The organism is Cytobacillus gottheilii (assembly GCF_900166665.1).
In the GTDB taxonomy this organism is placed as follows: domain Bacteria; phylum Bacillota; class Bacilli; order Bacillales; family Cytobacillaceae; genus Cytobacillus; species Cytobacillus gottheilii_A.
In genome coordinates this window covers 1146137-1160246 of the sequence record NZ_LT800494.1, presented here as the reverse complement: position 1 = coordinate 1160246, position 14110 = coordinate 1146137, and the positions used below count along the sequence as shown (strand labels likewise).

The window sequence follows — 14110 nt, the reverse complement described above, 5'->3', positions numbered from 1 at the left end:
AAATCAAAAGGTTTTATATACTTGACCGGACTGAGCGCTTGCTCGAGAATATACAATAAAAAAAAAGAAAATGCTTACATTTCTTTTTGATGCAAAAATAGTTAATACTATTTTAATAGAGAATATAATGAATAACAAATAGTTTGCGCTTACAAGTCCTATTATAAACAATTATCTGACTTTTGTGAACGAAAACAACTTAAATTAATAAAATAAATTGTTTTACAAGAAAAATGTTATTTAATTAAATCGATTATTTTCATCATTAAATAAGCAATGCCTGCACCAATTAATGGACCAACAGCTACTGCTTTAAATAGTGAGACAGCCAGAATCGTTCCTAATACCAAGGCGACTGTTATTTGCGGATCTTCAGCTAAAAGAGTTACTCCTCCTTTTGCGATAAGAGCTACCACAATACCAGATATTAGCGCAATCCATGCATATGGTGACTTAAAAGCATCCCCTAAATCCCGCAGACCAATTTCACCACTTGCAATAGGAGCCAGGACAGCAATGGTAATGATTGTAACTCCCCAATTAATCCCTTTTGATTGTATAAAAGAAAACAGATGACTTCCACCGCCAACTGCCTTTAAAATGAGCAGCACAAATACAGCCAGCATTAATGACTGGTTTTTAGCTATTATACTTATTCCCAATAATAACAATAAGAAAACAAGAGATTGAGAAATCATGATTATTCCACCTTACACAAATTATCGTAACATAGTTATATCTTTATAATCCTGTTCATCGGTTCTAGAAAACATCATAACTATATGATACAAAATTTACATCATTTAAATGATTCTCATATATATCATTTATGTATGATTGTTTTAGATTATAGATTCATTTAAAGGTAATTATGTTCTAGTCGTCGTATATAACCATAACACCTATTTTCAAGAATAGAGGGCAAGGAGGCAAAAGATTGAACAATATTTATCTTAACCGGGCATTGAGGCTAATCTTTGTCATTGGCTTGATCATATTGAGCCTACTTTCTTTTTACTACATATCGAAGGTTACATATCCATTTATAATCGGCTTGGCCATCGCCTTTTTTATCAACCCTGCAGTAGATTTTCTTGAAAGAAAAGGCCGTATGCCTAGACTTTTGGCTGTATTTATTGCGTTAATCCTTATTTTTGCCATATTTGCCGGTTTGATCACACTTCTTATAGCTGAAATCGTTTCAGGAGCCGATTATCTGGCTAAGGTCGTTCCTGAACATCTAGAGACACTTATTACGCATATCGAACTCTTCTTTGCTGGACAAATCATTCCGCTTTATAACCAATTAACTAGTATTTTTAACAATTTGGAGACGGGTCAGCAGGATACCATTATGACCAATATAGAAAATGTTGGCCGCAATATCGGCAGTACGCTTGGTACCTTTATTCAGTCTTTTTTCGAAAAAATTCCAAACATATTATCCTGGTTTCCGAACGCCGCAACTGTCACAATTTTTTCTATGCTCGCCACTTTTTTTATAAGCAAAGATTGGTATCGCCTTTCAGGAAGATTCGGAAAAATGCTGCCATCACGTGCTAAATCAAGCAGCAGAACCGTTATTGAAGATTTGAAAAAAGCATTATTTGGTTTCATTAAAGCACAAGCAACACTTGTATCATTTACAACTGTTATCATCTTAATCGGCCTCTTGATCTTACGGGTCGATTATGCGATTACGATTGCCCTCATTACAGGGATTGTTGATATTATTCCTTACCTTGGGACAGGTTTAATATTTGTGCCTTGGATTATTTTTGAGGCGATTTCTGGTGATATGGGCATGGCAATTGGTCTTGGAATCTTATATATTATCGTCATTGTACAACGTCAAATTATGGAGCCAAAAGTGCTTTCCTCAAGCATTGGTCTAGATCCGCTTGCAACACTTATTGCACTGTTTGTCGGATTTAAGCTGATTGGATTTCTGGGGCTTATTGTGGGACCCGTCACTCTTGTCATCATTTCTACCTTGCACCGAGCCAATGTTTTTCGTGACATATGGTCTTTTATAAAAGGAACAGAAAAGTAAGTAAGTGACCAAAAAGACAAGAGGCTGGGACAAAACGAAAATACTGTTTGTAAAACACGAATGTTCATTTTCAAGGTTTACGTGTTTACACAAGCCCGTTCCACTGCGCTCCAGATCCTCGCTTTCCATGGGAAGGAAGCTGAGCCTCCTCGGAGCAAAGCTCCTGCGGGGTCTCACCTTTTCCTCTATTGCCCATAGGAGTCGAGGGTCCTCCGCTCCATTTCACTCATGTTAGAAATATTAAATGTTAAACAAAAAAACCGAATGATTAGAAAGGTTTACCTTCTAATCATTCGATTCTGTTGTTGTGGTAAATACTTATGTCCCAACCTCCTTTGTTACGTAATAATTTTGATATTACGTTTATTAACTCGTTTTGTAATGGCTTTAAACAGTCTTCCTTTAATCAAGGAGCGTGTTGGGGGCAATAACAGAACCAGTCCCAGAATGTCTGTAAAAAAGCCTGGCAGCAATAATAAGATAGCTCCCACAAAGATACAGACTCCATCCATGATCGTATCTCCTGGCATTTCTCCGTATTGCATCTGCCTTTGTGCTTTCCTAAACGTTTCAAGTCCTTGTTTACGCGCATAGTACCCGCCTAAAAGTGCTGTGATAAAAATAAGAATTAGTGTTGGACCAATTCCAATAATATTACCTGAAAGCATAATTGCTGTTATTTCTAATACCGGAATCACAATAAATATTGTTAAAAGGATGTAGCGCATATTGCCACCTCTTTATTTTTATTCTTACTAACATTGTATCAGAAATCACTTGAACCTCAGAACAAAAAGAATAATTACCATTATTAGGGGAAAAAGAGGCTGGGACAAAACGAAACTACTATTTGTAAAACACGAAAGTTCATTTTCAAGGATTACGTGTTTTCACAAGCCCGTTCCATTGCGCTCATGTTTAGAAATATTAAATATTAAACAAACAAAAAAACGAATGATTAGAAAGATTCACTCCCTAATCATTCGGTTCTGTAGTTGTGTTAAAACTTATGTCTCAGCAGCTCTCATTTATTTAATAATTAATTTTTAAAGGACGCTAGCGTGCCCGTTGTAAATAATGCCTCGGCGTGCATCAACGGTGATCTCTTGTCCATCTTTAATCAACTTCATGGCGTCTTCTACCCCAACAATGACTGGTACTCCAACATTTAAGCCAACTACAGCCGCATGGCTTGTAAGTCCGCCTTCTTCAGTGATAAGGGCACTGCATTTTTCAATAGCTGGTACCATTTCACGATCTGTTCCAATCGTAACTAGGATTGATCCTTCTGTTACCTTTTCTAAAGCTTCTTTCGCAGTGCGGGCAACAACAGCCTTACCATAAGCTGTCTTTCTGCCAATACCTTGAGCTCTAGCAATGACATCCCCAACTACATGGATCTTCATTAAGTTCGTCGTTCCAGCTTCACCCACTGGAACACCTGCAGTGATTACAACTAAATCTCCTGAAGATACAATGCCGCTATTTAAGCTTTCCTGTACAGCAACATCTAGCATTTCATCAGTCGATGTGGATCTTGGCCCAACTTGTGTATGCACGCCCCACACTAATGCCAAGCGGCGGGAAACAAACTCGTTTGATGTAACAGCCACGATTGGAGACTTTGGTCTGTATTTTGAAACCATTCGAGCTGTATGTCCACTTTCAGTAGCTGTAATGATCGCACTCACATCTAAATCTAATGCAGTATGTGCAACAGATTGTCCAATCGCATCAGTTAAATTGTGTTCAGTGCTCTTGCTGCGATTTGATAGAATTTCTTTATGGTTTAATGCAGATTCTGCACGTGAAGCAATATTATGCATTGTTTGAACTGCTTCAACTGGATATGTTCCAGCAGCTGTTTCACCTGATAGCATGATGGCATCTGTTCCATCAAAAATCGCATTAGCTACATCACTTGCTTCTGCTCTTGTTGGACGCGGGTTGCGCTGCATAGAATCAAGCATTTGTGTTGCAGTGATAACTGGCTTTCCTTGGATATTGCATTTTTTAATTAAGCTTTTTTGAACTAAAGGTACTTCTTCAGCCGGAATTTCAACACCAAGGTCTCCTCTGGCAACCATTAATCCATCTGATACATCAAGAATTTCATCGATGTTATCGACACCTTCTTGGTTTTCGATTTTAGGAATAATGTTAATATATGATGCTCCATTATCCTCTAAAAGCTGACGGATTTCCAGAACATCAGAAGCGCGTCGAACAAATGATGCAGCGACGAAGTCTACTTTCTGCTCTATTCCAAATAGGATATCATTTGCATCCTTTTCTGTAATTCCTGGAAGTTTTACTGATACACCTGGTACATTTACACCCTTTTTATTCTTCAATGTACCGCTGTTTAAGATTTTTGTGTGGATTTCACTTGTAGCTTTTTCAATTTTTGTTACTTCAAGGCCAATAAGACCATCATCTAATAAGATTTTTGAACCAACATGTATATCATCAATTAGTCCTTCATATGTAACAGAAAACTTCTCTGGTGTTCCTTCTACTTCAGTCATGGAAACAATAACATCATTACCGGCAACAAGCTCAATGGAACCATTTTGCATGTTGTTTGTACGGATCTCAGGACCTTTTGTGTCTAAAAGGATTGCAACCGTTTTTCCAGTTTTTTCTGATGCTTCACGAATGTTTTTAATCCGCGCACCATGCTCCTCGTAATCTCCGTGTGAAAAGTTAAGTCTTGCAACATTCATTCCAGCTTCAATCAGTTGTGTAAGTTTTTCAATGCTTTCACTAGCAGGACCAATTGTACAAACAATTTTCGTTTTACGCATTTTTCTTCCTCCAATATCTCTTTATAATTTTATATGGATAATTCTTGAGATAACTTGTATAAATCCGTATCGATTTCATGCTTCATATTGAAAATCTCTTCAAAGTGATGATCAACAACATTGTTATTTTGAACACCAACTGCTCGTCCGCCCTTACCATCTAAAAGAAGTTCAACTGCACGTGCACCAAGGCGGCTTGCTAGTACACGGTCAAATGCTGTTGGTGATCCGCCGCGCTGAATATGGCCAAGCACAGATACACGAGTATCGAAATCTGTTACTTCTTTCACTTGTTTAGCAAAATCAACTCCGCTGCACACACCTTCAGCAACCACAATAATACTATGTTTCTTTCCACGCTCATGACCTTTGATCAGACGAGATTTAATTTCCTGGATATCATAGCCAACTTCAGGGATTAGAATCGTCTCTGCTCCGCCAGCAAGACCTGCCCATAGCGCAATATCACCAGCATCTCTTCCCATTACTTCAATAATAAATGTTCTTTCATGTGATGTTGCTGTATCCCTGATTTTATCAATTGCATCAATAACTGTATTTAACGCAGTATCAAAGCCAATTGTGTATTGAGTGCCGTTAATATCATTATCAATCGTTCCAGGAACACCAGCACATGGAAATCCTTGTTCTGTCAATGCTTTCGCGCCACGGTATGAACCGTCTCCGCCAATAACAACAAGTCCGTCAATTCCGTGTTTCTTCAGCTGCTCAATTCCTTTTTGCTGTCCTTCTTTTGTTTTGAATTCCTCACATCTTGCAGAATACAGCATTGTACCGCCTCTATGTATAATGTCACCTACTGATCCTAATTCCAGCTTTTTAATATTGCCGCTGATCAGACCAGCATACCCTCCAAAAATTCCATAAATCTCTACATTATGAAAAATAGCTTTACGCACTACTGCACGAACTGCTGCATTCATGCCTGGAGAGTCTCCACCACTCGTTAAAACACCAATTCTTTTCATGTTTACTCACCTCTTATTTAGAATGACAAAACCTGCATCGGTTTTTAATTTGCTAATAATGTAAATTTTTCATATCCTTTACATAATTACACAAATCATATATTCTATACTAATCAATATTTCTAAAATACCATGAAGAACAGCCTATCTCAACTGTAATAAAAAATAAACAATATAGACGGAATTATTCGTGAAATGAAAACGCTTATTTGTACAAAAATGTGACACATTTTAGAGTTAAGCCTGTTTTTTGAACATGGACACCATTTTCCTGGCTATCTCACAAGCTTTGTTGTTTTCACTTGAATTTACAAAGATTTCCCACTTCAGAATACTCGCTTTCGGTCGGTCGGGTGCACGCTCCTCATCGCGCAGTAATCTCCCACTCTTATGTTTCAATCAACAGCCATAATACTAAAATTCCCTTTTTAAAGTGATCATTAAAACAACAATCGCTCAGAAAAAGCCTTTCCTTAAGAAAAAACCCATACCTAGGGCAAAAAAATTCATTCATTTTGGAGAAAAATTATAAATACTCCTCATTCACATTCTATATCAGTTTGGATAAAGTACCAAATTTTCTTAATTCTAAATGAGGCGCTTCTCCTTGGGTGGTGCCTTTTATATTTCAAAAAGTATAAAAAAACGTGCGTTAGCACGTTTTATTTTACCCCAATATAATCATTTAAAAACGAATATTTACCTATCTGCTTATACTTTACATAACGATGATCGACTAATCCTTCTTCTGTTAATGAAAGAAGCTCTTTTAAAGAAGCTTTTAGAACTTCTCCGATTGATACAGCCTGCTGCTGGATATCTTTATGTGCTCCTCCTTTAACTTCAGGAATAATCTCATCAATAATACCAAGTTCTTTTAGGTCCGGAGCTGTAATTTTCATTGATTCTGCTGCCTTTTTAGCCTGTGTTGAATCCTTCCAAAGAATAGCCGCAGCACCTTCAGGCGAAATAACTGAATAGGTTGAGTTCTCCAGCATATGAATATGGTTTCCAACACCTAATGCAAGTGCACCGCCGCTCCCTCCTTCACCGATCACAATACAAATGACTGGGACGGTTAGGCTCGCCATTTCAAACAGATTGCGGGCAATTGCTTCACTTTGCCCACGTTCTTCCGCTGCTTTTCCAGGATACGCGCCTTTTGTATCAATAAAGCAAATTATCGGGCGCTGAAACTTCTCTGCCTGTTTCATTAAACGCATGGCTTTACGATATCCTTCAGGGTGTGGCATCCCAAAATTTCTGCGGATATTTTCCTTTGTATCCTTGCCGCGCTGATGTCCAATGACAGTTACAGGCAAACCTTTAAATTTAGCAATTCCGCCAACAATTGCCTCGTCTTCACCAAATACCCGGTCTCCATGACACTCAAAGAACCCTTCAAATAACTCTGAAATATAATCTAAAGTGGTAGGCCTCTGCGGATGACGTGCCACCTGCACACGATCCCATGGCTTCATGTGATCATAGATATCTTCTTCCAATTTGGCCAGACGACTCTCCAGTTTTATAATCTCAGCAGATAAATCCACTTCTGCCGTTTTTGTAAATTCCTTTAATTCAGCAATTTTCTTTTTTAACTCAACAACCGGCTTTTCAAATTCTAATTCTCCTACCACTCTAGTTCACCTCCTGGCTGATGAATGGATAATATATTCGAAAGCTGCTCTTTCAGCTCACCTCGGTGAATAACCGCGTCTAATTGACCATGCTTTAGTAAAAATTCCGCCGTCTGGAAATCCTCTGGAAGATCTTCTCTAATCGTCTGTTCGATAATTCTTCTGCCTGCAAATCCAATTAAAGCTCCTGGTTCAGCAAAATTATAATCTCCCAGTGAAGCGAAGCTCGCAGAAACTCCGCCTGTTGTCGGATGGGTCATAATGGAAATGATTAACCCGCCATGATCGCTGAATCGTTTCAGCGCCACACTTGTCTTCGCCATTTGCATAAGGCTGAGTACCCCTTCTTGCATACGGGCACCGCCAGAAGCTGTAAAGATCACAAATGGAACACTAAGTTCATCTGCCTTCTCAATGGCACGAGTAATCTTCTCACCGACAACTGACCCCATACTTCCCATGCGGAAGGTAGAATCCATCACGGCAACAACGAGGGACTGATTGTCTACTGTTCCGATTCCAGTTACAACCGCTTCGTTGATGTTTGTTTTTTGTCTGTCTTTTTCCAGTTTTTCTAAATAGCCTGGAAAATTCAATGGATTTTCTGAAACCATATTTTCATTGATCTCTTCGAAGCTCCCTTGATCAAGAAAACTTTCAAGGCGCTCGGAAGCATTCATAGAAAGATGATAATCACAATTCAAACAAACCTTAAGATTTTTCACAAGCTCTTTTGAATACATGATTTTCTTACAATTTGGACATTTAGTCATAATGCCCTCGGGAACATCCTGCTTCGCTGCTTCCGATGGTATTGTTGCATATTTAATCTTTTTTGATTTCGTAAAGATCTCTTTAAACAAGATGAAACCTCCCCGTTTGATAAAACTCAAATTTAATTTTTCCCCACCCCATCGGTGGTCTGACCACCAATGTAAAGAAAGTTACCGATTGCAGAGCCAACAGGCGCAATCAGACATCCTCTCATTGTAACCTTCATTTCATTTAAAAAATTCCACTAATGCTCATGTAAAATAAGTTCCAAGCTATAAGAACTAAATTGCTTCTATTCTTGTCCAATTACTATATATGAACCATACTAAAAAAAGTGCTGAAATATGTCGCTATTCATTCGACAAGCTTTCGTAACCTCTTATAAGCGGAACGGATTCTCATTTCTTCTTTAGTTTGTAATTCATCGATAAGCCAGAGATAATCTTGCTTTTGAAGTTCTTCTTTCGGAAAGTCCAGAGAATTATAATAGTCCTTTAAAATTTCCCACATTCTTAAAAACAAATGATTATCTGCCAATAATATAATTTTATAGAAAAATTCATCGTCTGTAAAAGCGGTCTGCTCTGTCCACTTCTTAAAGTCTGATAGTTCTTCTTTATTCTTTTTTTGCATAATGAGCCATAGACAATCAAGCTCAATTAAATACTTTGTTTCTTTAATATCTTTTTTTGCCTTCTCATCTTGAAGAATAAAGGTACTGAGTACTTGAACAAGCTGATGACCTTTAAAATCGCGTATAAAAGTGCCTTCGCCTCTTCTCGTTTCAATGAGGCCAAGCAGCTCCAGCGCTCTAAAAGCTTCGCGAACAGAAGAACGCCCTACTTTCAGGCGTTCTGATAATTCACGTTCAGATGGCAATTTATCTCCAGGTTTTAAATCGTCTGCTGCAATCATTTCTCGAAGTTTCTGTACAATTACGACATATACTTTAGATCCAGTTTGAGCTGATAACACGTCAATTCATCACTCGCTTTTTCCAATAACAGCTAATCTTCTTGTTTTCTCTTTCACTTCTTCTGGATCTACCTTCAAGCGTGCTACTCCCGTTTCCATTGCCGCCTTGGCAACCGCTGCAGCAACAGCAGGAGCAACTCTAGGATCAAAAGGTCCAGGGATGACATAATCCGCATTCAAATCGGTTTCTTCTATAAGACTAGCAATCGCTTCAACGGCTGCAACCTTCATTTTTTCATTAATATGGGTAGCGCGCACATCCAAAGCTCCACGGAAAATCCCTGGAAAAGCAAGCACATTATTAACTTGGTTCGGAAAGTCTGATCTTCCAGTTCCAACAACGAGCGCTCCTGCTTCTTTAGCTTCTTCTGGCATAATCTCCGGGATGGGATTAGCCATTGCAAAAATTACAGGATCTGCATTCATGGTTTTCACCATTTCAGCTGTTAAGGCACCAGCAGCAGAAACCCCAATAAAGACATCTGCACCGGTCATTACTTCTGCAAGACTACCTGATTTCTTATCACGATTCGTATATTTAGCTACTTCGTTTTTAATTTCATTCATGCCCTGCGGACGGCCTTCGTAAATGGCACCTTTTGTATCACACATAATAATTTCTCGGACACCATAGCTGTATAGCAGCTTGATAATCGCAATGCCAGCTGCTCCTGCACCATTTGCGACCACTTTAATTTCATTCATTTTTTTGCCAGACAGTTTTAATGCATTTACTAAACCTGCAACTGTCACGATTGCTGTTCCATGCTGATCATCATGAAAAATAGGAATATTGGTTTCTTTCTTAAGTCTTTCTTCTATATAGAAACAATTTGGCGCAGCGATATCTTCAAGGTTAACACCGCCAAACGTTGGTTCAAGCAGTTTTACAGTTTCAACAATCTTATCAATATCTGTTGTATTCAAGCATATAGGGAATGCATCTACTCCCGCGAAGCTCTTAAACAAAACCGCTTTCCCTTCCATTACTGGGAGGGCCGCTTCTGGGCCAATGTTTCCAAGCCCAAGTACTGCCGTTCCATCGGAAACAACTGCTACCATATTGCCTTTCATTGTATATTCGTATACAGTTTCCGGCTTGTCATATATTTCTTTGCAAGGCTCAGCAACACCAGGAGAGTAAGCTAAACTCAAATCCTTTGCGTCCTTAACCTCAACCTTTGACTTTGATTCAAGTTTTCCTTTATTCACTCTATGCATATGCAGAGCTTCTTCTCTCAACGTCAAAATATCCACCCCTCTGTGTCCCAAAAAGACGAATTAATTTTATTTATTTTACTTATTATATGTTTAATTTGCAGACACTACATAGAAGTAACAAAGCTAGTATCAGGCACTAAATTCGCATCGTACACAGTGGTCTGACCAATGACTCGTAACACCAACTACTATAACATATATGAAAATGATGTAAAGAGCTATCGCTTTAATATCACATTTTCTCTCCCTAATAAACCTTTTAGCCTATCTAAAAACGATTGAGTCGGATGAATACAATCTTCTTCCCCGAGCCTCATCCTTTTGCCGCTGCTTTCATAATATAAAATCACGGAAGTATCTCCTGAATGATCTTTGAATAACTGCTTTAGCTGCCGCAGCTGTTCATTTGTTTCTTGTTCTTTTGGTATTTTTAAATAAAGGATCGGCTCTTTCTCCTTGTATGTCGCAATAGCCTGTTCAGGTGGTTGAATGGTTTGAACAATTATTTGCTTCTTTCCTTCTCTTTCTTCAGGCTTGCCTGTTAAGAAAAGAATTCTTCCTTTGCTAAGCAGGTGTGAATACTGGTTAAGGGCCTCTGGAAAGATAACACCTTCCACTTCCCCGCTCTGATCACTTAGCGTGACAAATGCCATGGTGCTCCCTTTTTTGGTGCGAATTTTGTTTAGCTCTGCTGTAAATACAAATAACCTTACTTGACGGGATGATAGATCTAATTCAGCAATAAGATCTGTTTCCATCCTTTTTTGCTGCTCTTCATAAACGGATACAGGATGATCGGATAAATAAAGCCCCAGCACTTCTTTCTCAAATGCGAGCTTAGCGTCTGCTGTGATCGGATCAACGATTGTATATTTTGGTTTTGGAAAGAAGTCTCCGTCAGAAAAAAAGTCACCCTGATCCTCATCCGGTTTCACAAGCAAAGCATGCTCCATCGCTGCATCGATGCTCGCAAGAAGAATCGCCCGGTCTTCACCAAATTCATCAAAGCTGCCAGAATGAATAAGGGTTTCAATTATTTTCCTATTTGCAATTTTGGAAGAAACACGTAAACAAAAGTCAAATAAATCATGAAACTTTTGCTGGCTCCGTGCTTTGAAAATTTCCTTCAGAATATTCCCACCGACCCCTTTAATCGCTCCAAGACTATATCGCACAGCGTTTTGTTCAACAGTAAAGGTATACCAGCTTTTATTAATAGACGGCGGCAGCACAGCAAGATCCATTTCCTTCAATTCTCTTATATATTGAGAAATTTTCACCTCATTGCCTGCTGATGATGTTAGCAGGGCTGCCATGAAATGGAGCGGGTAATGTGATTTAAGGTAGGCTAGCTGATACGCAATTAAACTATAAGCAACCGCGTGACTCCTGTTAAATCCATAATTAGCAAATTTTACGATTAAATCATAAATATTGTGGGCAGTTTGTTCTGAGTACCCTTTTTTCAAGGCACCAGCCACAAAGTGCTCTCTTTCCTGGTCCAGTACTGCTTTCTGTTTTTTACTCACCGCACGTCTGAGCATATCTGCTTCTCCTAATGTAAATCCAGCCATTACCGCAGCTATTTGCATTATTTGTTCCTGATAAACGATGACTCCGTATGTGTTTTCAAGAATCGGCTTTAAATCAGGATGATAGTATGAAATCTCCTGCTTTCCATGCTTACGGTCAATAAAGAGAGGAATGTTTTCCATCGGACCTGGACGATAAAGGGCATTTACGGCCACAATATCTTCAAAAGAAGATGGACGCAGATTTTTGAGCACTCTTTGCATTCCTGCTGATTCAAACTGAAAAATGCCATTGGTTTTGCCGCTGCTCAACAGCTTAAATACCTTGTCATTATCTAAGGGAATCGACTTAATATTCAATCCTTCTTTTCTGCTTTTCGTAATGGAGCTGACGATATTTTCAATTAGAGATAAGTTTCTTAATCCCAAAAAGTCCATCTTCAAGAGTCCGATATTTTCTAAATATTCCATTGAGTATTGTGTCAGATAGACTTGATCATGGCCACTTTGTATAGGAACAACCGAAACGAGAGGCATTTCACTGATAACTACACCTGCTGCATGTGTTGATGTATGTCGGGGCAAGCCTTCTAGTTTAAGCGCGGTTTCAAAAAGCCGTTTATTCATGCCCGATTCTTCTGTAAATCTTCGCAGTGACTCTGATTGATGGTAAGCCTCCTGAAGAGTAATGCCCAACTTGGAAGGAACTGATTTGGAGAGCCTGTCCAACTCTTTTGTATTTAAGCCAAAAGCTCTGCCCACATCCCGCAGTGCAGCTTTTGCCGCCATCGTTCCAAAGGTCACGATTTGGGCTACATGCATTTCTCCATATTTATTGGCCACATATTGAATCACTTCATCACGGCGATGATCTGGGAAATCAATATCAATATCCGGCATAGAGATTCTCTCAGGATTCAAGAAACGCTCGAATAATAAACCGTGAGCGATTGGATCAACATCTGTAATATAAAGAACGTAAGCCACCATAGAACCAGCTGCTGAGCCCCGTCCAGGTCCTGTTAAAATATCCTGCTCCCGGCAATATTTCATAAAATCATAGACAATTAAAAAATAATCGCTATATTTCATTTTCTTTAAAATACTTAATTCGTATGTCAGACGATCCTTATGCACTTTTGTATCGTGCGGGTAGCGTTCCCGATAGCCTTGCCAGCACAATCTATCTAATAATTGTTCTGAGCTTAAACCATTTTCAGAAGGATATTTTGGCAGATGCTCTCCATTCAGCTCAAGCATGACATTACATTTCTCAGCGATTTTAAGCGTATTTTCCAATGCGTCCGGAAACATTGATAGAAGTCCTGTCATTTCCGCTGCAGATTTTAAATTATATTCTTCTCCCTGCAATCTGGTTCTGTCTTCAGATTGAATTTTTTCACCAGTCTTTATACAAGTCAAACAATCTTGTGCAAAAGCGTCTTCTTTCTGCAAATAATGCACAGCGTTTGCAGCAGCAAGCTCAATACCTGTTTCTGAACCAATTTGTATTAAACCATTTCTCACCTTTTCTTCAGCCGCTATCCCATGATCATGCAGTGATAAATAAAATTGCTGATCCTCGCACAGGTCACGGTAAAAAACAGCAGTCGCTTTTGCTGCATCATATTCATCTTGCATCAAGTGCTGTTCAATTTTCCCTTCTAAACCTGAACTCAGCATTATCAAGCCTTCACTGTATGCCTTTAACCACCGTGCCGGAATTCCATTTGGAGATTTTGTGCCAATTACACTCGAAATCTTTAATAAATTTTGATAGCCTGTTTGATTCCTAGCCAGTAAAACAAGGGGAAAAGGCTCTTGCTGGTCCGATTCATCATTTATCACATCTGCAGTTAGTCCCAGAATAGGCTTTATCTCATTTTTTAAGCATTCCTTATAAAAAGAGACAGCGCCATACATCACATTTCGGTCGGTTAATGCAATTGCCTCAAAGCCAAGTTGTTTAGCTTGTCTAGCCAAATCCTCAACTTTAACTGTACTCATCAGCAAACTGTATGCACTATACACATGAAGGTGAATAAAAGACACTGTAATCACACCCTTACTTCTTCTATTCCTTTTATTATAGAACGGGAGATATAAAAAAGAAAATATG

The 14110-nt window shown here is 38.8% G+C and carries 10 protein-coding genes; 1 reads left to right on the top strand and 9 read right to left on the bottom strand.

What is annotated here, in order from left to right; translation table 11 throughout:
* Nucleotides 1-236 precede the first annotated feature (236 nt).
* The gene (locus B7E07_RS05690) at nt 237-698 is read right to left on the bottom strand and encodes a DUF441 domain-containing protein (protein WP_080844459.1); all 462 of its coding nucleotides are present in this window, start codon (nt 696-698) and stop codon (nt 237-239) included.
* A 239-nt stretch (nt 699-937) separates the two neighbouring features.
* Between B7E07_RS05690 and ytvI the strand changes: the two genes are divergently transcribed.
* On the top strand, nt 938-2053 hold the full coding sequence (gene ytvI / locus B7E07_RS05685) for a sporulation integral membrane protein YtvI (protein WP_080844458.1): 1116 nt from the start codon (nt 938-940) through the stop codon (nt 2051-2053).
* Between the two features lie 338 nt (nt 2054-2391).
* Here ytvI and B7E07_RS05680 read toward each other — a convergent pair whose 3' ends face one another.
* The 8 genes from B7E07_RS05680 to dnaE all read right to left on the bottom strand — a co-directional run bounded on the left by B7E07_RS05680 (nt 2392) and on the right by dnaE (nt 14043).
* Nucleotides 2392-2781 carry an FxsA family protein gene (locus tag B7E07_RS05680; RefSeq protein ID WP_080844457.1) on the bottom strand — a complete coding sequence of 130 codons (390 nt, stop codon included), beginning with the start codon at nt 2779-2781 and terminating at the stop codon, nt 2392-2394.
* A 318-nt stretch (nt 2782-3099) separates the two neighbouring features.
* Nucleotides 3100-4860, bottom strand: coding sequence for a pyruvate kinase (gene pyk / locus B7E07_RS05675; protein ID WP_080844456.1), 1761 nt, complete (start codon nt 4858-4860; stop codon nt 3100-3102).
* 29 nt (nt 4861-4889) lie between these two features.
* Complete coding sequence (gene pfkA, locus B7E07_RS05670; protein ID WP_080844455.1) at nt 4890-5849, bottom strand: 6-phosphofructokinase; 960 nt, start codon at nt 5847-5849, stop codon at nt 4890-4892.
* Between the two features lie 662 nt (nt 5850-6511).
* Nucleotides 6512-7489, bottom strand: coding sequence for an acetyl-CoA carboxylase carboxyl transferase subunit alpha (gene accA / locus B7E07_RS05665; protein WP_080844454.1), 978 nt, complete (start codon nt 7487-7489; stop codon nt 6512-6514).
* Entirely contained in the window at nt 7483-8352 is an 870-nt protein-coding gene (accD, locus tag B7E07_RS05660; RefSeq protein ID WP_080844453.1) for an acetyl-CoA carboxylase, carboxyltransferase subunit beta, read from the bottom strand. Before accD ends, accA begins: the two co-directional genes overlap by 7 nt.
* Before the next feature lie 265 nt (nt 8353-8617).
* On the bottom strand, nt 8618-9238 hold the full coding sequence (locus tag B7E07_RS05655; protein WP_080844452.1) for a FadR/GntR family transcriptional regulator: 621 nt from the start codon (nt 9236-9238) through the stop codon (nt 8618-8620).
* Between the two features lie 9 nt (nt 9239-9247).
* Nucleotides 9248-10486: an NADP-dependent malic enzyme gene (locus B7E07_RS05650; protein ID WP_080844451.1), complete on the bottom strand. Its 1239-nt coding sequence runs from the start codon at nt 10484-10486 to the stop codon at nt 9248-9250.
* A gap of 191 nt (nt 10487-10677) precedes the next feature.
* Nucleotides 10678-14043 carry a DNA polymerase III subunit alpha gene (gene dnaE / locus B7E07_RS05645; protein WP_080844450.1) on the bottom strand — a complete coding sequence of 1122 codons (3366 nt, stop codon included), beginning with the start codon at nt 14041-14043 and terminating at the stop codon, nt 10678-10680.
* Between the last annotated feature and the right edge of the window lie 67 nt (nt 14044-14110).